Source organism: Acinetobacter nectaris CIP 110549, from assembly GCF_000488215.1.
Classification (GTDB): domain Bacteria; phylum Pseudomonadota; class Gammaproteobacteria; order Pseudomonadales; family Moraxellaceae; genus Acinetobacter; species Acinetobacter nectaris.
Window position 1 is genome coordinate 395,829 of record NZ_KI530712.1, and the last position, 21,631, is coordinate 417,459.

Consider the following 21,631-nt stretch of genomic DNA (forward strand, 5'->3'; position numbering starts at 1 on the left):
TTTGAGAAGAAATTATTTTCACAAATATGAAGGGTAATTTCATGTATAACTCCAAAGTAAGTATCAAAACAGCGGAAGAAATAGACAAACTGCGTGTAGCAGGAAGGCTAGCTGCTGAAGTTTTATACATGATTGAAAAGCATGTTAAACCAGGTGTAAGTACAGAGTACTTAGATGACATCTGTAATGACTATATTGTAAATACACTTAAAGTGATTCCTGCAAATGTTGGATATCATGGATATACAAAAACAACATGTATATCAAAAAATGAAGTTGTATGTCATGGAATTCCATCAAAATCAGAAATCTTAAAAGATGGTGATATTATCAATATTGACGTTGCAATTATCAAAGATGGATATCATGGAGATACAAGTCGAATGTATCCTGTAGGGGTAATCACACCGCAGGCAAAGAACTTAATCGAAGTGACATACGAAGCTATGAAGGCAGGAATTTACCAAGTTAAGCCGGGGGCAACATTAGGGGATATTGGCCATGCTATTCAGTCATTAGCACAAAAAAATGGATACAGTATTGTTAGAGAATACTGTGGCCACGGAATTGGTAGAGTTTATCATGAGCAACCTAATGTGCTTCATTATGGAAGTAAAGGTCATGGCTTAAAGTTAAAAGAGGGAATGGTATTTACTATAGAACCAATGGTAAATCTAGGGAAAGCTGGGGTAAAAGAGTTATCTGATGGCTGGACTGTAATTACAAAAGATAAATCATTATCTGCACAATGGGAACACATGATTGTTGTAACTCAATCAGGTTTTGAGCTTTTAACGCCTTGGCCTGAAGGAACAGGGAATTACTCTAAAATTTAAAAGATCGATGCTTATGCATCGATCTCTTTTTTGCTCTTACTTTAAATAGCCTAAGCATGGAAAATATATGAGTTACAAAAACAATAACCTAAAAAAAATCAGAAAATCTTACTGGGGAAAAAATAATAAAAACATTCAAGAAGAAAAAAACCATCTAAAAAAAATACTAATAGAAAATAAGATATTCAAAAATATATCTGAAAAAGATCTTGAATATTTTTTTGATACATTACCAAGTGAAATTATAATTAAAGCCTTTGGTTTAGGGCTTAACCATCCTTCAATCACAGTGCTTTTAATAAAGCATATCCAAAAAAATAAAGAAGATTTAGTAAATAAGAAACCACTAAATATAAAATATAGAGCAGAACCCTAATATTTTAAATTTTTAAATACTGCTTGTAAGTTTCCCATAGTTTTTTCAACTTGAAGAGGAGTTAATCCATCAAATGTTCTTGCTAGAATTGCATTGGTTAAATCATTCGTTTTATTTAACGTATCTAAACCAAAATTAGTAATATTCACACGTGTAATACGACCATCATCATTACAAGAATAAGTATCGACTAGTCCTTCGTTTTTTAAACGATAAATAATCTTTGTTGTTGTCGACATTTTGAGTATAAGCATCTCCGAAATTTCAGAAATACTTGCATGAGGTGTAATTAATAAAGCATTCAATATACGTTGTCTAGAGTGGTCAATTCCGTATTTTTTAAGGACATGATCAACACCTTGAACATATTGTGCATGAACTTGAGTGACCCAGTGGAAAAATAAGAAATCCTGATTTTCCATATCAGTTGAAGGCAAAAATCTTAAATATTTTTTAGACATTAAAAAAACCAAACTACGATAAATTTCTAAATAATTGTGACCTATTTCACAAAAAAATACAAATATATAATTTATTTTTTTAGTTATTAAGCAAGCTTTATGTCTAAAGCTTGCTTTTAAAATATATTACTAATTAAACATTAAAACGGAAATGCATGACATCGCCATCCTGAACGATATAACTTTTACCTTCTAAACGCCATTTTCCAGCATCTTTAGCGCCATTTTCACCATTAAATTGGATGAAATCTTCATAAGCAATAACTTCTGCACGAATAAAGCCTTTTTCAAAGTCAGTATGAATGACACCAGCTGACTCAGGTGCTGTTGCACCAACTTTTACAGTCCATGCACGAACTTCTTGAACACCAGCTGTAAAATAAGTTTGTAAACCAAGTAAGCCATATCCTGCACGGATTACAACATTGAGTCCTGGTTCTTCCATTCCCATTGCTTCTAAAAATTCTGTACGGTCTTCATCTTCTAATAAAGAGATTTCAGCTTCAATCTGATTACATAGGGGAACAACAATTGCATTTTCTTCTTTTGCAAGTTGACGTACGGCATCTAGGTAAGGATTATTTTCAAATCCATCTTCAGCCACATTTGCAATATACATAGTTGGTTTTAATGTAAGTAAACCATAACCACGAAGTGCTTTCTTATCATCATCAGATAAGTCTGCGGCACGAGCAGGGAGACCTTCATTTAAAAGAGGTAATATTTTTTCAAGAACGGCTTTTGTAGCAATTGCTTCTTTATCGCCACCTTTTGCAATCTTTGTAAGACGAAGCAGAGATTTACTTACAGTATCTAAGTCTGAAAGCGCTAACTCTGTATTAATAGTAGAAATATCATCTAATGGATCAATTTTACCATTTACATGAATAACATTTTCATCTTCAAAGCAGCGTACAACATGTGCAATTGCATCGGTTTCTCTAATATTTGCTAAGAATTGGTTACCTAAACCTTCACCTTTAGAGGCACCAGCAACTAATCCAGCAATATCTACAAACTCCATCGTTGTTGGTAACACACGCTGTGGTTTCACAATTGCAGATAATTTGTCTAAACGCTCATCTGGTACAGGTACAATACCTGTGTTTGGTTCAATTGTACAAAATGGAAAATTTTCAGCAGCAATAGCAGCTTTTGTTAAGGCATTAAATAAAGTTGACTTACCAACGTTTGGAAGACCTACAATACCGCAATTAAAACCCATGCAATACTCACAAAGATGTAATGTAAAATTATTGTCGATTTTACATTAAAGTTTAAATAAAGTCAGGCAATCATTCATACAAGAATAATTTAAAAAGAAATAGGACGAAAAGATCATTGTTTTTTTAGCATGTGCTCTCTAAAGTAAAGAAATATTATAAATTGGTGGATTATTATTTATGCGTATTCTTTACCAGTTCCCATTGTCTCATTTTTGTGAGAAAGCACGCTGGTTATTAGACTATAAAGAATTAGACTATGTTGCGCAAAATTTAACGCCTATTGTACATCGTGCATTTTCTAGGTTAAAAACAAAGCAAAATACATTACCTATTTTAAAAGACAATGATTTATGGATTCATGATTCAACAAAAATTGCAGAATATTTAGATGAAATATATCCTGAAAAAATTTTAATTCCACAAAATCGTTCATTGAAAGAATCTATTTATAATTTTAATAATATTGCAAATGAACTTGGAGAACATGTACGGCGTTGGACATTGCAAAATATAATTCTAATAGATCAGAAATCGATTGATAACATGATTAATGAAAGAGGATATTTAAGAAAATTTGAGAAGTATTCTAAACCTGTGCTCAAAAAATTGATTAGCCAAAGTCTTCATTTGAGTGATGAGCAAATGAAATATGATCACCATAGAATTATTGAAATCATTGAGATGCTTAATATACAGCTTAAAAATGCACACAAAGGATATTTAGTCGGTGAGCATCTCACACTGGCTGATATATCTATCTGCTCAATGTTAGCTCCTTTGATGAATATTTATGGTACACCATGGGAAATAGGGGAAAGTAAACAGAGTCAAGAATTATTAGATATGCAAATGTTTATTCAAAGCACAGCGATTGGCCAATATGTTCAACGAATTTATAATACTGAACGCAATGCGCGTATTGATTGGAGAGGTATATAATAAGGAGGATTTCTTCTCCTTATTATTTATTAAATAAAATTATTGTTTATATATTTGGTCAAATATACCGCCATTTGAGAAATGTATTTTTTGTGCTTTTTCCCAACCACCAAACATAGAGTCAATTGTAAATAACTGTATTTTGGGAAACTTAGCTGCATATTTTTGGGCTATAGCTTCATTTCTGGGCCTAAAGTTATATTGTGCCGCAAGATCTTGACCAATTGGAGAGTATAAGAAGTTGAGATATCCTTTAGCAATAAGTCGGTTTCCATCTTGATCTACAGTTTTATCAACAATAGCAACTGAAGGCTCCGCGAGAATTGAAATTGAAGGATAAACAATTTCAAAATCAGCTTTTGGATCTTCTTTTTGAGCCAATAGGGCTTCATTCTCCCAAGTAAGAAGAACATCACCTATACCACGCTCTGCAAATGTAGTTAATGAGCCTCTTGCACCTGAATCTAAAACCTTAACGTTATGGTACATTTTAGAAATAAGCTCTTTTGCTGTTGTATCATTACCATGAGGCTGTTTTAAAGCATATCCCCAAGCAGCTAGATATATCCATCTCGGTGCACCACCTGTTTTAGGGTTTGGCGTAATAATATCAATACCTGGTTTTGTTAGATCATTCCAATCTTTAATATGCTTAGGGTTGCCTTTACGCACTAAGAAAACAACAGTAGATGTATACGGCGCAGAATTATCTGGGAACTGTTTTTGCCAATCCTTCCGAATGAATCCTGCCTTTGAAATTTCATCAATATCATTAGAAAGAGCAAGTGTGACAACATCTGCTTTTAATCCTGTTGCTACAGCACGCGCTTGTTTGCCTGAACCACCATGAGATTGTTTAAAATCTATTTTTTGACCTGTTTTGCTTAACCAATACTGACCAAACTGCTGATTAAAGGCTTTATAAAACTCACGTGTTGGGTCATAAGATACATTTAAAAAATCTTTAGTTTCTGCAAATGCAGGTGCAACAAGAAAAAAACTAAGTAAGCTTGAGAAAAAAATACGTTTCATTATAGGCTCTATATTACAGTCATTTTCTATGTATAGCCTTAGCTATAATAATGTTTAAATAATTTTATCTACAATAGATATGAAATATCTTGCTAAAGATTGCCTTTAGCTCATTTTATTAGAAGTATATTAGAAAAATCTATTTATTAAATTTAAATAAGTAATACAGTTTTTCTTATTTTTTTCTTATTTGTACGAGATTTAACATATACATAATATTCATAAGTCAGTGCTATAGCCATGCGAAAACAGTATAAGAAGCCACTTTTCACAACAGTTATTGTATTGGCTGCGCTTGTTGGTTTTTTGGTATATCAAACACGTGGAAATACAGATATAACAGATGAAGGTAAAAAGCCAATCATCATTGCCTATCAAACAGGGGTAGATCCAAGTAAAGTTGCACAGGCAGAAGGCTTATATGAAAAAAATAGTAACCAACCCATTGAGTGGAAGAAGTTTGATACAGGACCTGATGTTGTCAATGCACTAGCATCAGGTGATGTTTCTATTGGAAATATTGGCTCAAGTCCATTCGCTGCTGCAACAAGTAGAGGCGTGCCAATTGAAGCATTTTTAATTACAGCAAAACTAGGAAGCTCTGAAGCACTTGTAGTTAATCAAAAATCAGGTATTAAACAGCCAAGTGACTTAATTGGTAAGACCATTGCTGTACCATTTGTATCAACCACACATTACAGTTTATTGTCTGCATTAAAGCATTGGAACATTCCTGAAAATAAAGTCAAAATTATTAATTTACGTCCACCTGAGATTGTTGCTGCTTGGAACCGTGGCGATATTGATGCCGCTTACGTATGGGAACCTGCTTTAAGTAAAGTTAAAGCAACAGGTAATGTATTAATTGACTCTCATCAAGTTGGCGAGTGGGGTGCACCAACTTATGATTTATGGGTTGTAAGAAAAGACTTTGCAGAAAAAAATCCCGAGTTTTTAAAATCTTTTGTGAGTACTGCATTAACTCAACTTGAGAAATACAACCAAAACCCTGAAGCATTTTCGCATGATGAGAAAAATGTAAATGAGATTTCAACATTAACAGGTTCTAGCCCTGCTGATATCGCACTATTACTTTCAGGAAATACGTACTTAAGTAGAAAACAGCAAATCGAAACGCTTTCAAATGAATTTTCTAAAAATATTTTAGATACGGCGCAATTTTTGAAAGGGCAAGGCAAAGTCGATCAAGTGAAAGCAGACTATCACGACAATGTATCTACAGCATTTTTGCAATAAATAAGGAGAATATGATGAGTACATTAGTTGCTGAAAATATTGGACTGACATTTGCCAAACAAGAAATACCAACACTTGAAAATATTAATTTAAGTCTTTCAGAAGGCTCTCTTACTGTTGTGCTCGGTGAGTCTGGTTGTGGTAAAACTACCTTATTAAATATATTAGCAGGATTTCAAAAACCGACTGTTGGACATATTTCACTCGATAAAAAAATTCTACATGAACCTGATGAAACGAGAGCTGTCGTTTTTCAAGAGCATGCTTTATTCCCGTGGCTAAATGTAGAAGAAAATATTTCATTTTCTTTAGATATAAAAAAAGAGAAAGAACAAGTAATTGCACAGAAAGTAGCAGAAATTCTTCAAATTGTTGGGCTTAGTCATGTTGCTAAGTCCAATATTTGGGAATTATCAGGCGGAATGAAACAACGTGTTGGTATAGCTCGTGCATTGATTAGCCATGCAAACTTTATTTTACTTGATGAACCATTTGCTGCACTTGATGCATTTACACGAGAAAATATGCAAAAACTCGTGCTCGATTTATGGTCTAAGCGGAATAAAAGTTTTTTTCTAATTACACATGATATTGAAGAAGCACTTCTATTGAGTGAAGAGCTTATTATTATGCAAGCAAAACCAGGAAGAATAGCGAAAAGACTGCAATTGGACTTTTCACATCGTTATCGCAATGGAGAAAATATCCGCTCAATTAAATCTGATCCTCAATTTATTGAACTTCGCGAACAATTATTCTCACAGCTTAGCCATGAAGTGGAGTCACAGATATGAGTAGCATCGTAGATACTCGGGATAAAGAAAAAAAAGGGCATAGTGTGGCACAAGGCAAAAGAGAAACTTCATCAAATGAGCGTTTTTGGGAAAAGTATCAGAGTCTACTTCTAAGTATTTTGAGTGTTTCAACATTAATTGCCATTTGGTTTCTAGTTACCACGCTAGGATTAATATCTCCATTATTTTTACCGAGCCCTCAAACAGTTTTTCATAAATTTATTGAAGTGAGTCAGCATGGATTTATGAAGGCAACGTTATGGCAGCATTTGGCTGCAAGTATCAGCCGTGTACTGGTTGCGCTTGTAGCAGCTGTTATTATTGGTGTGCCTATTGGGCTTTGGATGGGATTAAATAAATGGGCAAGAGCAATCATTGACCCATTAGTTGAGTTATTAAGACCTATTCCACCTTTAGCATACTTACCATTGCTTGTCATCTGGTTCGGTATTGGTGAAACAACAAAAGTATTACTTATTTTCTTTTCGATTTTGGCACCAATTATTATTAGTAGTACACATGGCGTGTTAAGTCATCAACAAAATAGAGAGCGAGCAGCACTCTCACTTGGTGCAAGCCGTTCACAGGTCTTTTGGTATGTGATTGTACCTACAGCTTTGCCTCATATCATTACAGGTGTTCGTATTGGGCTGGGGGTTGGTTGGTCTACTTTAGTTGCAGCGGAACTGGTCGCAGCAGATAAAGGAATTGGATTCATGGTGCAATCTGCCGCACAGTTTCTAATTACAGATACAGTTATTTTAGGCATTATTGTTATTGCTGTTGTTGCTGTAAGCTTTGAGTTGTTTTTACGTTGGTTACAAAAAGAACTCGCGCCATGGTATAGCAAACAGTTGTAGGAGAAATAAAATGCAACTTCAAATTGAAAAAATTAAACCTGCGATTGGTGCAGTCATTCACGGCGTAAATTTAAATGAACTCAATGATGAAAATTTAGTGCAAATTCATCAGGCACTTCTAGACCATCAAGTCATATTTTTTCGTAATCAGAATTTATCGCCACGCAATCAGGCCAATTTAGCAAATAGTTTTGGTTCACTACATATTCATCCTATTTTCCCAAATGTAGAAGATGTACCTGAAATTCTTATTTTAGATAGCTTGAAGCAAGATTTGAGAGATAACGAGCTTTGGCATACAGATGTAACATTTAGCAAAACACCACCTTTAGGCTGTGTTCTACAAGCGAAAAAAATTCCAGCGTTTGGTGGTGATACCTTTTGGTCTACAGGTATAGGTGCTTTTCGTACATTACCTAAAGAGATTCAACATAAACTATTGGGTTTAACCGCGGTACACGACATTCGCCAATCATTTCCTATTGAGCGTTATGCAAAAACTGATGAAGAGCGACAAAAGCTACTTCAAATTTTTGAGAAGAATCCACCTGTTGTTCACCCTGTGGTAAGAACACACCCTATAACAAAAGAGCCTATTCTATTTGTGAGTGAAGGGTTTACAACAAAAATTAATGAACTAGAAACATCTGAAAGTGATGAACTATTAAAGTTCCTATTTGAACATTCAACACAACCTGATTTACATGTACGCTGGCAGTGGACTGAAGGAGATGTGGCTATTTGGGATAACCGTTGTACCCAGCATAAAGCTCTTTTTGATTATGGAGATGCGCATCGAATTATGCATAGAGCAACAATTAATGGTGATGTACCATTTTATAAAGCGGCATAAATAAAAAAGGTCAGTAATTTTACTGACCTTTTTTAAAATTAAGCAAAACTCACAAAATTTGTCGACTGATATTCTTGTTTTAGATGATGAATCAAAGTCTCTATATCTTTTTCAGTTGTATATTTACCAAAACTAAATCGTACTGCATTTCTAGCTGTTTGTTCATCTCTACCTAGTGCAACCAATACATGTGATGGTCCACCATGCCCTGAATTGCATGCAGAGCCACTTGAAACAGCTGCTAAGGTTTTAATTGCATTGATAATAATAAATGCATCATCATTTAAGAATGATACATTTAAGTAGTTGGCAACGCGCTGTGTTTTATCACCATTTAATACAATGTCTGTAAGGTCGTTCAGGGCATTAAATAATTTTTCTTGTAAAACTTTTAAACGCGCTTGTTCTGTAACTAAATTCTCTTTGGCTAGTCTAAATGCTTCGCCCATACCAACGATTTGGTGTGTTGCTAGTGTACCTGAGCGACAACCTTGTTCATGTCCACCACCGTGAATCTGTGGCTCGATCTCAAATGAGTTCTCATGGTTTACATAAAGTGCACCAATTCCTTTAGGGCCATAAACTTTATGTGCAGAAAGGCTTAGAAGGTCTATACCAAGCTCATGAACATTGATAGGAAGTTTACCTGCAGCCTGTGCAGCATCTACGTGGAAAAAGATATCTTTTGCTTTCGTTATTTTACCAATCTCAGCGATATCTGTAATTGTACCAATCTCATTATTTACCATCATGAGTGATACCAATACGGTATCTGGTCGAAGTGCTTCTTGTACAGAATGAGGCGAAATTAAACCTGTTTCTTTTTCAGGTTGAAGATAGGTGACCTCAAAACCAAGGGATTCTAATTTTATACAGCTATCTAGAATCGCTTTATGCTCAATTTGACTGGTAATAATATGTTTACCGCGATGTGCATAACGCTCAGCTATTCCTTTTAATGCAAGGTTATTCGATTCTGTTGCACCCGAAGTCCAAATGATTTCATCTGCTTTCGCACCAATAAGGTCTGCAACATACTGTCTTGCTTCTTCAATTTGACCTCTTGCATCTGTACCAAAACAATGACCATTTGATGCAGGATTACCAAAGAGACCATCGAAGGATAAACAGTCTGCCATCTTTTTTATAATCTCAGGGTAAACTGGTGTTGTAGCAGCATAATCTAAGTAAATTTGCTGTTTCATGTCCTTAAGGTCTCCATATCTATTTTAACGATTTCTATATCAGAAAAAGTTCTAAAGTAATAAGAATATATATCAGAGCTCAATAGATCAACTGAAATTCACTCATTTTAGGAGTGATTTATAAAACTTATATTGTGTCTTGTGTAGTTATAGAATATTTTGCAAAGAATGAAAATGAATAAAAGCACATATATTAATGAATAAAAGTAATATAAATGTAGAACAGAATAGAATTAAATGATTTAAGGAAAATTATTTGATTTGCATTTTTTATGAAATACTCATCAGATATTATAAAAAGTAAATGATATAGTATCATCTATACTACTCAATTGAGTGTTTTTGTTTGGAATTTCAGTCAGGTAAGCGTTTTATGTACCCAAAAAATAATTTAAAAGAACTCGAAAAACAAATAAAGATAGATTTAGAAAATTTTAATATTCCACCCAAAGACTGGATAAGCTCTGTAAATAATAATCCACCGATTGTGATTATTGGTGCAGGAATGTCTGCGCTATGTTTGGCGTTTGCTTTAAAAATAAAAGGAATTCCATGTGTTCTCTTTGAAAAAAAAGAAGAAGGCTACGAAGGGGCTTGGCTTAGTCCTGCGCTTATGGAAAATTTAAGATCTCCTAAAAATTTAACAGGACCAGCTTTAATTTCTCCATCATTAACATTTCAAGCTTGGTACAAAGCACAATTTGGCCTAACACAGTGGGATGAACTAGAGAAGATTCCACGCGTTACATGGCATCGCTATCTGCAATGGTTTAAAACAATAACAGCTCCCAAAATTCATTATAAACATGAATTAATTGATTTAATTGTAGAAAGAAAAAGTATTAAATTGACTTTCAAAACAGAAAATGAAGAACAAATATACGCTGCAGAACATTGTGTGCTTGCAATGGGTATGGATAGCTTAAGCTCTCCAAATATACCCAATTATGCAAGTCATTTACCCCAGAAATTTTGGGAACATAGCTATGCTGGAACAGACTACACTCGATTTAAAGGTAAAAATATTGGGATTGTTGGGTCAAGTGCGGGAGCAATGGACAGTGCTGCAACTGCATTAGAGCATGGTGCAGAAGTAGTTGAAATACTCTGCCGTACAGATGATTTTCCTAGAGTAAATCGAAGTAAGGCTGCTTCTAATCAAGGTTATCTTTCTTCTTATGCATATTGGAGTGATACCCAAAAATGGGATTTTCAATACTATTTAAAGAAAGAAGGGACACCGCCACCTTTTGGAAGTACATTGCGTGTTTCTAAACATGAAAATGCGTATTTCAATTTTAATGAAACAATTGATAAAGTTGTTATACAGAGTAATAAGCTACATGTTTATACTGAGCAGCATCACTTTATTCTTGATCACTTAATTTTTGCGACAGGATTTAAGCTAGATTGGACAAAAAATATTTGGCTTGAACGTTTACAGCATCAGGTAAAAAAATGGAAAGAAGTTTATACCCCTGAACAGAGCCAATCATACGATGAAATGGGGGAGTACCCATATCTTAGTCCAAGCTTCGAGTTTACTCCTAAAGTGGATGAAAGTTTAGATGTATCTCGTTTATATTGCTTTAACTATAATGCACATATGAGTCAAGGTCCTTTGGTTGGTATGATTGGCGGTGTTGCAAAGGGTGCAGAGACCTTGGCAGAGGCTTTGGCTAAAAAAATATATATAGAACAGTACGGTACTCAAATCAATCATGTGAAAGCAAGTGAAGACTTTGAATTACAAGGTGATGAATGGATTACAGATAAAACTTATAGAAACACAAAAAGAAAAATTGAGTAGAGTACTAGCATGCAGAAAAGCTTTGCCGAACAGACACTCTATATGAGGCATAGACCAATTTTAGAGGTTGTATTGGGTTATTTAAATGATGATTTACCTAAAGTTGCAATAGATTGTGGTTGTGGTGCAGGAAATGAAGTTCAATTTCTACTAGATCAGGGCTTTACAGTCTATGCTTTTGATCAATCTAAACAGGCCGAAGAAATTTGTCGAACAAGATTTAAATACGCTAATCGCTTTATATTTTCAAATAACTCGTTTCATGACTATCCATTTGTTGAAGCTAGTCTCATTACAGCATTTTTTAGTCTTTTCTTTGTTCCTGAAAAACAATTTTTTGATGTTTTGGAAAATATAAAGAAAGCTTTACCCAAGAATGGCATTTTTGCATGCAATTTACTGGGCATAAATGATGCTTGGATAGAAGAATCTCCACATGTATTTTTAGGGTTTAATGAACAACAGCTAAAGGATTTATTTAGCGAATACTTTGATATTGTGTATTTAGACCACTTACAAGAGGAACGTCCTTTGGCAAGTGGCCTAATGAAGTTTTGGGATATCTTCACAGTTATTTTAAAGAAAAAATGATTTCTACCGAAACAACTTAAAGATAAAAAGAATTATTGATAAGCTGCTAAGCACGAAGATTGAATGACCTAAGGTTTCTATACTTTGTCCAAAAATATGACTAATTAAATAAGAAATGACACCAGCAGAACCTATTTGTAAAAATCCTAATATACCCGAAGCAATTGCTGTCTGATTATGTTTACTATTAATTGCTGCTGCTACCGCAAGAGATAACGAAGAACCATTCGCTAAGCTCACAATAAACATTGAAAGAATGAAATAAGCTAAAGAGGGACGTGGGTATATAAATAGGATTCCACCTATAAAAAAACTAATTAATCCAAATAAAATAATATGATCTGAGTTCCAAAATCTTAATAATTTTCGAGTACTATAATTTGCTATGATAATTCCAAAGCTCAGTGGTAAATACAACCATCCTGCTTGTTTTGCAGATAAGAAGTAAATATTTTTAAAAATAAAAGTAGATTGTGTTAGATAAATAAACCATGCTTGATAAATTAAACAAACTATACAAGTATAGATCCAAAAGTTTATATCCTTGAACAGAATGCTGATTGACTCTTTTAAGCATACTTTGGTTTTTTGTCTAGAAGAAGGTTGTTGAGAGAATGAGATTGGTAGAATTTTATAAGTTAAGAAAAGTGCAAATAAACCAAAAATAGCAATAAAAATGAAATTGCTTTGCCAATGAAAATAAGTAGAAAGATATCCTCCAATGAGCGGTGCGATTGCAGGTGAAAGAGAAACAAAGGGGTAAATAATGGCATAAATATAAGCCGATTTTTCTTTAGGAAAACATATAGATATAATATAACGTCCAACAACTAAACCTGATGCTGCACCAATACCTTGAATCAGTCTAAAAATAATAAATAGGTGATATGTATTTGAGATTCCACAAGCCAGTGATGAGAAAATATAAATAATTATTCCAGTGATTAAAACATATTTTGCACCAAAACGTTCAATCAGAACCCCATAGACAAGCTGGGAAAAGGCCAGTGCTATAAGATATATAGAGATTGAAAAAGTTATTTCATCTTCTGAAACAGCAAAAAAATGTGTAATTGCGGGGAGTGTAGGAATATAGATATCAGATGATATCAGTCCAAACATACTTAAAATAGTAATTAAGAGAATGAGATAAAAGTTAGAATACTTTTCCATTTATATAAACCTATTCAGTTCATCTAATATTTGAAAAAGAGTCTATCTATTTTTATGTGTATGAATAATAGATACAAATACAGCAAGATGCTGCGGATATGCAGCATCATATTTATGTAAAATGACTTATTCGGATTTTAAGATGAGAGAATTTTTTTGAACTGGAATGATTTACAAGTTTTCTTAGAGATATATGAATCTAAAACTTTGAGAGCAGCAGCAAAAAAGTTAAATGTTGATCAAGCTACAATTGCAAGACGTCTAAATGATTTAGAAGAAAAACTAAATACAAAACTATTTATTAGATCTAGGAATGGTGTTACTCCAACATCACATGCTTTAGATTTAATTCCACATTTAAATACCATACAACAAGAAACAATAGATATTGAAAGAAAGTTAAACCAGCTTCAACAGGAGGTAATAGGCACTGTAAAAATAAGTACGACAGATAGTCTTGCTATCGAATTTATAACTCCTTTAATACATCGGTTGCAAGTCAAATATCCCAAACTTTGTATTGAGCTGACAACAACAGTCGAAACATTAGATTTAAATAAAGCGGAAGTAGATATTTCAATCCGAACGTTCAGAGCGAAAGAGCAAGATCTCATTGTAAAAAAACTAGCAGAATGGGAAGTTGGCTTATATGCATCAAAAGAGTATATAAATAAATTCGGTCAGCCAAATGATCGTTTACACCATCGACACATTGTGATGTACCAACAAGGGATATTGCCATATCAAAATGACCGGCTAGTTGGTGAGGTAGTAGATCACTCTAATATCATTACTCAAGTAAACTCTAGCTTGATTCTCATGCATATGATTAACTCGGGTTCGGCAATCGGGGAGCTATGTAGTTACTTTGCTAAAAAGAATAATCTTCAACGCATTTGGCCAAATAAAAAACGTGAACAGAATTATGAAGTTTGGTTGGCAATGCATAAAGATAGCTATAAAACAAAAATAGTTCGTATTGTAATTAATGAAATCGTAAAAATATTTGAAAAACTCTAAATAAGATTACTCATCAATTAATAAAAGATTTAAATCAATAATTTCATCTACCCATTCAATACAGTATTTTGCATGGGTAACTAAAATTATTGATTTAACATGCGAGCTTATAAAATCTAACATCTTTTTAGCAGTTTTTTCATCTAATGCAGATGTTGGTTCATCTAAGATTAAAAGGCTTGGTTTTCTTAGTAGGGCTCTAATGATATTCAACCTTTGGCATTCACCTCCAGAAAACTTTTTATAAACATCATCAATTTGAGTGTTTAGGTCTAGATTATAGTTATTTAGAGTACTATCTAAAAAAAGTTCCTTTATATAAAAAAGAAGGTCTTCATCTGTATATGCATAGTTCGCGTTATAAACTAAGTTATCTCTTAAAGTACCATTAAATAAGGTACTTTTTTGCCCGACAAATGCAATTTCTTTAAAAATATTTGATGAGAAATGTTGAGTTATATCTATATTTTTATAAAAAAGTTGTCCTTTCTCTAATTTTTCTAATCCTAACATATGATTGATTAACGTCGTCTTTCCTATACCACTTTCACCAACAATCGCATACTTTTTATTTTTAATAAATTGAAAATCAAAATTTTTAAGCTTTTTCTCACCAAAGCTTAAAAAAGCTGCTTTAAATTGATAAAAATAATCTTTATCTACCAGTTTTTCTTTAGATAATTGATCTTTACTCATATCTAAATAAATTTGAAAGTTTGATAAAGCAACAATATTTGCGCCTAATTTAGTAAGTTGCTGTGACAGCATGAGGAAGGGTGTTGTTAACATAATAATATATGAACTAACTAGTATAAAGTCACCGGAGCTTAATGTATTTTTACTAAATAAGTAGGCAGATATAAGCATAAAAAAAAGAAGAAAAATAAAAATGATAATAACTTGAAATATTAAGGATATGCCTAGCTTTGACTGATTATAAAAGGATGTCTTGACATTTTCTTGAAGAATTCTTTTGAATATATTTGTCTCATATTCAATAGCATTACTTGTTTTTATATCATAAGCATTTGCTACTTTTTGTAAAAAGAAACTATTTACATGATTGCGAGAAGAATAAATAGGGGATAAATATTTCTTATTTCTTTTATTAATATATAGAGATGTTAAAAATATGAATATAGAGAATAAAGTAAAGCATAAGGAGTACAATATATTAATGTTTTTATATAAGTACCAGCACATAAAGAAAGTTTGTATTAATGTTGGAATAAGAATTAGAAATATTGTGGTATTTGTTGCAGAAAATGCATTTGCAGCACGATTAACATCACTGACAAACTTTCCTATATCTATTTTATCTATCTCATACTTTTTTATACTTAAGAAATCTTGCAAACCAAAGCTTAATAAAGAAACTTCAAAAGAGTTTGATAAATATAGACTTGAAATATTTTGTACCCATTCTAGTAACTTGCTAAATAGCCAAACAGATGCATATATAGTAACTAAAGTATATAAATTATTTAAAGTGAATATTCCTGTCGTATCTAGATAGAGTTTCTTTTCATGTGTCTTATCAATGATAATTTTCATGAGAAAAGGAACTGATGTATTTAAGAAAGATGATAATAAAGCTAAGGCAACCATGATGATCAAATGAAAATATGCTTTAGAGTAGTAATTTACAGAAATATTCCATATTCTTTTATACAACTGTAATGATTTCATTATTTTTTAGATCAAATTATTTTGAAAAATAGAATAAACCATCAGCACTACTTAAAGTTAATATTTAAAATACATTATTAATCCAAGAATAAATATATGATCTTCAAAGGTAATGGGTGTAAGCCCGGCATACACACCTCATTTAACATAATATTGATTATACGAACTCATGTATAGGGGCCAACAACAACTAAAATTTGCTGTTGGCCATAAAACTATTCTTTAGCTATTGGAGTCTCAACTTGTTTTACTGTGGTTGAGCCTTGGATTTGCTTAATAGTATTTTCAACTTTTTGTACTTGTGAGCGATCGCTGAGTAATGAATACGTCAAGTCAAAACTTACACTTTGGCCTGCTTCAATTTGTTTAACTCTTTTCTGTGCTCTTTCAATATTCACAGGATATGCATAGCTCGTTCCAGGTTCAATACCAGTCACATAGCCTTGTTTTAAGGTATCTGTATTTTTCCATAAAGTAAGTACAGGAAGCTGCTTTGTATTAAACTCAATTGCAACACCTTTATTATTATCTTTATTGACTAATGCAGCTATGGTATTACCATTTTGGTCTGACAATGGTTTTAAATTAAATACCATTTCATCAAAATCTTTAGTTGACCCTAAATACGTTGTCCAATCTTTTAGACCTTTCTTCGCATAATCATTAAAAGGACTAACTTCACTGACTGGTGCTAAGAATTTTGCACCTTCTTCTAATATTGGCTGAGAAAAGTTACTATGGTAGATAATTTGATAATCATGCCCGTAATCTGCATGATTTGTCAGCACATCATGTAATTTGAATGACGTTTCTCCCGGAATATATGTCAGCTGTGTCATTGTTCGCAAATCAGTTTTTTTAAAGGTACTTTCCTTAATTAAACCCTTGACATGTATAGCAAAAGGTGGTTTTTCATCAATTTCAACTACAACATATGATGCAGGCGTATTTTGAGCTTTACCATGCAAGGAGTATATTTGACCATCAATTGTTGTTGGGTGCCCAGTCCATTCATATCCACAGCGAACAACCATTTCATTAAATCCGTCAAGCCACCCCAATCCATTACGGCTATCTAAATTTATATACGCAGGATTAACAAGCTCGGTTACAGGAGATTTCCAACCAAGATGAACTCCATTACCTTCTGCATGGAGTAATCCCATACCTCGTGTTGGCGAGAGTGCAATTGTTAAACCATTCGGACTTGTAATGGTAATAACTTTACTCCCTTCTTGCTTTCCGCCGTGTAGGACTTGTTGCTCTATTGTGTAGTTTTGACCTTCTGTTTTCCAACTTCCAACTTCTATATTGTTTTGAGTATCTGTAAGTACATATGTTTTTGCATGAATACTCATTGCACTAATTCCTATAATTGCACCAATAATTACACTATATTTTTTCATTTCATATTCCTTATGATTTCTTTATATGATGTTTGACTACACCATATTTATATAATATTTGATCTTATATAATTAAGATATATAGCCAATTGTCTTATATGCGAGAAGCAAAGAAATACAAATAAGCGTAGAAGAAAATACCGTTTTTATAATTTGAACAGGGATATACTTACAAAGTAATCTCCCTAGAACTAAACCTAATATACATGTGCTTGTAAATATAAAGGTTTCTGATAAAGGATAATGATATCCTTGCATTATATGCATGATTAATGTGATTGAACCAATCAAAAAAATTACCATGAGAGATGTATTGGTAATGCTATAAAACTTAAGGTTTGTCATCTTTTGTAATGATGGTGTAATGACAAATCCACCACCAACACCAAGTAGCCCCGTAAGTACTCCAGATAATATACCAATGCCTCCTAAAGAAAGTCTTGTTCTCCAATTCCAAATAAAACGCCCTGTTCGAGGGTTTGTCTTACACAAAGCGGTCGATGAACATTTAGATTTAAATATTAAAGGTTTTAGGCCAATAATAAGCATAACTAGGCAAAAAAGTATTGTGATCCATAGTATAGGCAATATATGGCTCAGCTTTAACCCAATATAAACCGATGGTAAGGAAAAGATTGCAATCCAGATAGCAGCTTTATATCTAACTGTCTTTTCAAATAAACCTTGTAAAGTACCCACAAAAGCTGAGATTGTAATCGCAATTAATCCAACAGGCGCTGCTTCTAGGATACTCCAGCCTTGTGACCACATTAGAATGGGGATTGCTAAAATCCCCCCTCCTGCACCTGTCATTCCTAACAAAGTGCCTATGAATAAACCTTCTATTATTAAAAGCATCATAGTACTAAGCGTCTTTCTTTTGACCACAAGTCTGATTTAGAGGTAAAGCAATATCTATTTGTTTAGGATATGGCAAATTAAGATTTTGCATTAACTTTACAAACTCCTCTTGGGTTTTCCCCTCTCCTAATCTTACATTCTCTTGTTTTTCTTTTTTAACTGTTGAAGATTTTTCTCCGCGATAATCGTGTGCTGGGTAAACTACTGTATTTTCAGGAAGTGTAAAAATTTTGTTATGAATACTTTGATAAAGCTGAACAGCACTGCCATGTTGAAAATCTGTTCGACCACAGCCATTAATCAATAAAGTATCCCCTGTAAATATGATACCTTCCTCTTCAATATAATAAATTGTGCAAGCATCTGTATGACCAGGTGTATAGCGTGCCTCAATTTTATACTCACCAAATCGAATTACGCAGCCATCTGTAATGAGAATATCGGCACAACTGATGTGCGCATTTTTATGAACAATAGATTTCGCCTTTGTTTTTTCTCTAAGCTCAGAAGCTGCCGTGACATGGTCTGCATGAATATGCGTTTCCAAGATATAGAGAAGATTAAAACCTTGTTCATTAATGATATCTAAATAATTTTCTATTTCTGACAGTACAGGGTCAATAATAATTGCTTCTTTAGACTGAGTGCTTGCAAGTAAATAGGTATATGTCGAGCTTTTTTCTTCAAAGAATTGTTTTAAGAACATAGTGCCTCTCATATAAGAATATTAGATATATTTATTCAGTTTAATGCATACATTGTGCCAATTTTTCAATAAATTTAATTATTATATTTATCAGTTACTTATATTTTAAATTATATATTTATTCTAAAGAAAGGTATTATATATTGAAACATGAAACAAAATTATGAAACATGAAACAGATCTATTTTGCTAACACCTTATCTTTTCAAGATTTTACGACTCAATATTTGGTCTTAAATAATGAGTTAAGTTTAGAAAAACATCAAAAAGATAATAAAATATTCTATGTTTTCTATCCAAAGTATATGCAACATTTAGAAAATGTACTTTTAGAGAATTATATTCAAGCTCAAGTCTATATTGATAATTTAAATTACGGATATTTATGCATTATTCCTCAGATCTCTAAATTAGAGTATTTAGGTGATTATCAGAAAGATCTTACTAAGTATTTAACAAGTCAGTCTTCCTCAATGGAAAAAATGTTTAATATATTAAAAAAAGTAGCAAAGACCTCTTTTCCAGTATTGGTTCGCGGAGAGTCAGGTGCAGGAAAAGAAAAAGTTGCGCAATTAGTACATCAGTTTGGAAAAAGATTTAACTCACCCTTTATTAGTGTTAACTGTGCTTCTCTCAATGAAAATCTTTTAGAAAGCGAGCTATTTGGACATGTCAAAGGTGCTTTTACAGGTGCTATTCGTGATCATAAAGGTGTTTTTGAACGTGCAAATCACGGTACATTATTCCTAGATGAGATTGCAGAACTTCCTTTAAACCTACAAGCAAAGCTTTTAAGGGTCTTAGAAACAGGTGAGTTTACGCCGTTAGGTGGAGAAAAAACCATTGTCACAGATGTTCGTATTGTTACTGCAACCCATAGAGCACTAAGAGAGGAAGCAAAAAATGGAAGATTTCGATATGATCTACTATACAGGCTAAGAGTTATTCCAATTTTTGTGCCTCCGCTTAGAGAAAGAAAGGAAGATATTCCTTTATTGGCGAAAAGGATTATTTCTGAATATGCAAAGGACTATCCTAGCCAACCTGTTATTGACCCTGCGGTTTTTAGTGTTTTTGAGTCTTACGACTGGCCAGGAAATATTAGAGAACTCAAAAATACATTGCTTTATGCATTAACGATGGCATATGGGGAGCATAAGATTACTACCCAAGACTTACCTCAAGAGCTTTTATTAGATTCCTTATATACATCTACAACAAACAGTTTAACCAAGCCGCAAGAAAAAGCTAAAATGTCTAAAGCACTGTTAAGCAAAACGTTGCAGGAAACAGAGTTTGATATTCAGAAAACGCTGAAACAATTAAATATTAGTCGTAGTACTTTATGGCGATATCGTAAAAAGTGGGATATTTAATTAAAAAACAAATTAATTAATGTAGGCCCAATAACTACCATTAATATACCTGATATCACCATGGTTAAACTGGCAATAACACCTTCTTCATTATTTCTTTGTTGTGCACGTGCTGTACCAAAACCATGTGCTCCACTCCCAAATGCTGCGCCGTTAGCAATATTGGATTTAATTCGTGTAATTGCGAGAATCAAATCACCAAGGATCATTCCAATTAGACCTGTAAGTGCAGTAAATAAGGAAACCAATGTAGCTGAACCATGGATATTTTCGGCAAGCACAATTGCAAATGGTGTCGAAATTGATCTCGCCATTAAGCTGTGTGTTACCTCACTGTCAAATCCAAAGAGTTGAGCCATTTTATAAGCACTAAAAACGCCAACACTCATCCCTACAAAAATTGCAATGGTTAATACACCAATATGCTGTTTGATTGTTTCACGATATCTATAGATAGGTACAGCAAATGCAACTGTAGCAGGCCCAAGTAAATTGACAATCCATTGTGTATCTTGCGAGTAAGTTTGGTACGAGATACCAAAAATCACCATTAATATAATAGTAGCTATAGGTACAGTAAGTGCTGGTGATAACCAAGCTTTGGTATGCTTCTTATAAATTTGTTTAGCAAATACATATGCAACAACTGTCCATACTAAACAAAGAATTGACCATATATCCATTTTCTTTTTCCTATTACTTGATAGCTTCTAATGCTTTATTATTTTTTCGGTCTTTAAATCGATATATGAAGTGAATGGTTAGACTTGTACTTAACATCACAAGCGCCGTTCCAGCAATAATACAAATTGCAAGCTGCCATCCTTCATTGATGAAAAGTGATTTATATTGAACCACTGCTACAATAATAGGTAAAAAGAAAAGTACTAACTCTCTTAAGGCAGCATTTGCACCAACCTCGACATGTTCAATGCGCAGTATTTTAAAAAATAGGCAAAATAGTAAAAGAAACATGCCTAATATGCCTGCAGAAATGGGCAAATGTAATGCTTTTTGAATGAGCCCACCCACAAACCAAAAACCGAGTAAGCTTAAGAGCTGTATAAAGGTTATCATTAAATTTTTGATATTCATGATCCTACCTCATCTGATTAACGACCTATCTGTTCATTCTAATTGAACATACTTATAGACCATAT

At 33.2% G+C, this 21,631-nt stretch carries 22 protein-coding genes; 11 read left to right on the top strand and 11 right to left on the bottom strand.

The genetic code is table 11. From position 1 onward, the window contains the following. The first annotated feature begins 41 nt into the window (after positions 1-41). On the top strand, positions 42-836 hold the full coding sequence (gene map / locus P256_RS02000) for a type I methionyl aminopeptidase (RefSeq protein ID WP_023272011.1): 795 nt from the start codon (positions 42-44) through the stop codon (positions 834-836). A 67-nt stretch (positions 837-903) separates the two neighbouring features. Then, positions 904-1,212 (top strand): RNA-dependent RNA polymerase family protein, encoded by a 309-nt coding sequence (locus P256_RS02005; protein WP_023272012.1) that lies wholly within the window; start codon positions 904-906, stop codon positions 1,210-1,212. Here P256_RS02005 and P256_RS02010 read toward each other — a convergent pair. Further along, positions 1,209-1,673 carry a MarR family winged helix-turn-helix transcriptional regulator gene (locus tag P256_RS02010; protein ID WP_023272013.1) on the bottom strand — a complete coding sequence of 155 codons (465 nt, stop codon included), beginning with the start codon at positions 1,671-1,673 and terminating at the stop codon, positions 1,209-1,211. The two genes, P256_RS02005 and P256_RS02010, sit on opposite strands and share 4 nt — an antisense overlap. Positions 1,674-1,806: 133 nt before the next feature. Continuing rightward, a complete protein-coding gene (ychF, locus tag P256_RS02015; protein WP_023272014.1) occupies positions 1,807-2,898 on the bottom strand; it encodes a redox-regulated ATPase YchF in 1,092 nt (363 codons plus the stop codon). A 178-nt stretch (positions 2,899-3,076) separates the two neighbouring features. Here ychF and P256_RS02020 point away from each other — a divergent pair, with 178 nt between their 5' ends. Then, a complete protein-coding gene (locus P256_RS02020) occupies positions 3,077-3,838 on the top strand; it encodes a glutathione S-transferase family protein (RefSeq protein ID WP_023272015.1) in 762 nt (253 codons plus the stop codon). Positions 3,839-3,877: 39 nt separating this feature from the next. Here P256_RS02020 and P256_RS02025 read toward each other — a convergent pair whose 3' ends face one another. Further along, positions 3,878-4,870: a sulfate ABC transporter substrate-binding protein gene (locus P256_RS02025; protein ID WP_023272016.1), complete on the bottom strand. Its 993-nt coding sequence runs from the start codon at positions 4,868-4,870 to the stop codon at positions 3,878-3,880. Between the two features lie 240 nt (positions 4,871-5,110). On the opposite strand from P256_RS02025, the gene tauA reads away from it, so the two are divergent. The 4 genes from tauA to tauD are packed head-to-tail and all read left to right on the top strand — an operon-like array spanning position 5,111 to position 8,634. Continuing rightward, a complete protein-coding gene (tauA, locus tag P256_RS02030; protein ID WP_023272017.1) occupies positions 5,111-6,127 on the top strand; it encodes a taurine ABC transporter substrate-binding protein in 1,017 nt (338 codons plus the stop codon). Positions 6,128-6,141: 14 nt separating this feature from the next. Continuing rightward, positions 6,142-6,921 carry an ATP-binding cassette domain-containing protein gene (locus tag P256_RS02035; protein WP_023272018.1) on the top strand — a complete coding sequence of 260 codons (780 nt, stop codon included), beginning with the start codon at positions 6,142-6,144 and terminating at the stop codon, positions 6,919-6,921. Next, positions 6,918-7,781 carry a taurine ABC transporter permease TauC gene (gene tauC, locus P256_RS02040; RefSeq protein ID WP_023272019.1) on the top strand — a complete coding sequence of 288 codons (864 nt, stop codon included), beginning with the start codon at positions 6,918-6,920 and terminating at the stop codon, positions 7,779-7,781. Before P256_RS02035 ends, tauC begins: the two co-directional genes overlap by 4 nt. Before the next feature lie 10 nt (positions 7,782-7,791). Beyond that, entirely contained in the window at positions 7,792-8,634 is an 843-nt protein-coding gene (tauD, locus tag P256_RS02045) for a taurine dioxygenase (RefSeq protein ID WP_023272020.1), read from the top strand. Positions 8,635-8,672: 38 nt separating this feature from the next. On the opposite strand, the gene P256_RS02050 is transcribed toward tauD, so the two are convergent. After that, a complete protein-coding gene (locus P256_RS02050; protein ID WP_023272021.1) occupies positions 8,673-9,839 on the bottom strand; it encodes an aminotransferase class V-fold PLP-dependent enzyme in 1,167 nt (388 codons plus the stop codon). Between the two features lie 346 nt (positions 9,840-10,185). Here P256_RS02050 and P256_RS02055 point away from each other — a divergent pair, with 346 nt between their 5' ends. Then, positions 10,186-11,649 carry an FAD-dependent oxidoreductase gene (locus P256_RS02055; protein ID WP_212749974.1) on the top strand — a complete coding sequence of 488 codons (1,464 nt, stop codon included), beginning with the start codon at positions 10,186-10,188 and terminating at the stop codon, positions 11,647-11,649. A gap of 9 nt (positions 11,650-11,658) precedes the next feature. After that, on the top strand, positions 11,659-12,240 hold the full coding sequence (locus tag P256_RS02060) for a class I SAM-dependent methyltransferase (protein WP_023272023.1): 582 nt from the start codon (positions 11,659-11,661) through the stop codon (positions 12,238-12,240). Between the two features lie 3 nt (positions 12,241-12,243). Here the strand turns inward: P256_RS02060 and P256_RS02065 are convergent, their stop codons facing one another. Then, positions 12,244-13,413, bottom strand: coding sequence for a multidrug effflux MFS transporter (locus P256_RS02065; RefSeq protein ID WP_023272024.1), 1,170 nt, complete (start codon positions 13,411-13,413; stop codon positions 12,244-12,246). Between the two features lie 156 nt (positions 13,414-13,569). Here P256_RS02065 and P256_RS02070 point away from each other — a divergent pair, with 156 nt between their 5' ends. Then, complete coding sequence (locus P256_RS02070) at positions 13,570-14,433, top strand: LysR family transcriptional regulator (RefSeq protein WP_023272025.1); 864 nt, start codon at positions 13,570-13,572, stop codon at positions 14,431-14,433. A 6-nt stretch (positions 14,434-14,439) separates the two neighbouring features. Here P256_RS02070 and P256_RS02075 read toward each other — a convergent pair whose 3' ends face one another. The 4 genes from P256_RS02075 to P256_RS02090 form a co-directional block, all read right to left on the bottom strand. Beyond that, complete coding sequence (locus tag P256_RS02075; protein WP_023272026.1) at positions 14,440-16,122, bottom strand: ATP-binding cassette domain-containing protein; 1,683 nt, start codon at positions 16,120-16,122, stop codon at positions 14,440-14,442. 215 nt (positions 16,123-16,337) lie between these two features. Then, positions 16,338-17,528, bottom strand: a complete 1,191-nt coding sequence (locus P256_RS02080; protein ID WP_023272027.1) for an aldose 1-epimerase family protein — start codon at positions 17,526-17,528, stop codon at positions 16,338-16,340. Positions 17,529-17,600: 72 nt separating this feature from the next. Further along, positions 17,601-18,389 (bottom strand): sulfite exporter TauE/SafE family protein, encoded by a 789-nt coding sequence (locus P256_RS02085; RefSeq protein WP_023272028.1) that lies wholly within the window; start codon positions 18,387-18,389, stop codon positions 17,601-17,603. A 4-nt stretch (positions 18,390-18,393) separates the two neighbouring features. Further along, positions 18,394-19,095: an MBL fold metallo-hydrolase gene (locus tag P256_RS02090; protein ID WP_023272029.1), complete on the bottom strand. Its 702-nt coding sequence runs from the start codon at positions 19,093-19,095 to the stop codon at positions 18,394-18,396. A 473-nt stretch (positions 19,096-19,568) separates the two neighbouring features. Here P256_RS02090 and P256_RS02095 point away from each other — a divergent pair, with 473 nt between their 5' ends. Beyond that, the gene (locus P256_RS02095) at positions 19,569-20,471 is read left to right on the top strand and encodes a sigma-54 interaction domain-containing protein (protein ID WP_051353557.1); all 903 of its coding nucleotides are present in this window, start codon (positions 19,569-19,571) and stop codon (positions 20,469-20,471) included. On the opposite strand, the gene P256_RS02100 is transcribed toward P256_RS02095, so the two are convergent. Together P256_RS02100 and P256_RS02105 are read right to left on the bottom strand one after the other, a co-directional pair. Beyond that, a complete protein-coding gene (locus P256_RS02100) occupies positions 20,468-21,154 on the bottom strand; it encodes an LrgB family protein (protein WP_023272031.1) in 687 nt (228 codons plus the stop codon). The genes P256_RS02095 and P256_RS02100 overlap by 4 nt on opposite strands. 13 nt (positions 21,155-21,167) lie before the next feature. Next, entirely contained in the window at positions 21,168-21,566 is a 399-nt protein-coding gene (locus tag P256_RS02105) for a CidA/LrgA family protein (RefSeq protein ID WP_023272032.1), read from the bottom strand. Positions 21,567-21,631 lie beyond the last annotated feature (65 nt).

What these genes read in the sequence shown, in the direction of transcription:
- tauA (WP_023272017.1), top strand. Translation starts at nt 5,111, where the DNA reads ATGCGAAAACAGTATAAGAAGCCACTTTTCACAACAGTTATTGTATTG.
- tauD (WP_023272020.1), top strand. Translation starts at nt 7,792, where the DNA reads ATGCAACTTCAAATTGAAAAAATTAAACCTGCGATTGGTGCAGTCATT.
- P256_RS02050 (WP_023272021.1), bottom strand. Translation starts at nt 9,839, where the DNA reads ATGAAACAGCAAATTTACTTAGATTATGCTGCTACAACACCAGTTTAC.
- ychF (WP_023272014.1), bottom strand. Translation starts at nt 2,898, where the DNA reads ATGGGTTTTAATTGCGGTATTGTAGGTCTTCCAAACGTTGGTAAGTCA.
- P256_RS02065 (WP_023272024.1), bottom strand. Translation starts at nt 13,413, where the DNA reads ATGGAAAAGTATTCTAACTTTTATCTCATTCTCTTAATTACTATTTTA.
- P256_RS02080 (WP_023272027.1), bottom strand. Translation starts at nt 17,528, where the DNA reads ATGAAAAAATATAGTGTAATTATTGGTGCAATTATAGGAATTAGTGCA.
- P256_RS02020 (WP_023272015.1), top strand. Translation starts at nt 3,077, where the DNA reads ATGCGTATTCTTTACCAGTTCCCATTGTCTCATTTTTGTGAGAAAGCA.
- P256_RS02010 (WP_023272013.1), bottom strand. Translation starts at nt 1,673, where the DNA reads ATGTCTAAAAAATATTTAAGATTTTTGCCTTCAACTGATATGGAAAAT.
- P256_RS02005 (WP_023272012.1), top strand. Translation starts at nt 904, where the DNA reads ATGAGTTACAAAAACAATAACCTAAAAAAAATCAGAAAATCTTACTGG.
- tauC (WP_023272019.1), top strand. Translation starts at nt 6,918, where the DNA reads ATGAGTAGCATCGTAGATACTCGGGATAAAGAAAAAAAAGGGCATAGT.
- map (WP_023272011.1), top strand. Translation starts at nt 42, where the DNA reads ATGTATAACTCCAAAGTAAGTATCAAAACAGCGGAAGAAATAGACAAA.
- P256_RS02085 (WP_023272028.1), bottom strand. Translation starts at nt 18,389, where the DNA reads ATGATGCTTTTAATAATAGAAGGTTTATTCATAGGCACTTTGTTAGGA.
- P256_RS02075 (WP_023272026.1), bottom strand. Translation starts at nt 16,122, where the DNA reads ATGAAATCATTACAGTTGTATAAAAGAATATGGAATATTTCTGTAAAT.
- P256_RS02100 (WP_023272031.1), bottom strand. Translation starts at nt 21,154, where the DNA reads ATGGATATATGGTCAATTCTTTGTTTAGTATGGACAGTTGTTGCATAT.
- P256_RS02035 (WP_023272018.1), top strand. Translation starts at nt 6,142, where the DNA reads ATGAGTACATTAGTTGCTGAAAATATTGGACTGACATTTGCCAAACAA.
- P256_RS02095 (WP_051353557.1), top strand. Translation starts at nt 19,569, where the DNA reads ATGGAAAAAATGTTTAATATATTAAAAAAAGTAGCAAAGACCTCTTTT.
- P256_RS02025 (WP_023272016.1), bottom strand. Translation starts at nt 4,870, where the DNA reads ATGAAACGTATTTTTTTCTCAAGCTTACTTAGTTTTTTTCTTGTTGCA.
- P256_RS02105 (WP_023272032.1), bottom strand. Translation starts at nt 21,566, where the DNA reads ATGAATATCAAAAATTTAATGATAACCTTTATACAGCTCTTAAGCTTA.
- P256_RS02060 (WP_023272023.1), top strand. Translation starts at nt 11,659, where the DNA reads ATGCAGAAAAGCTTTGCCGAACAGACACTCTATATGAGGCATAGACCA.
- P256_RS02090 (WP_023272029.1), bottom strand. Translation starts at nt 19,095, where the DNA reads ATGTTCTTAAAACAATTCTTTGAAGAAAAAAGCTCGACATATACCTAT.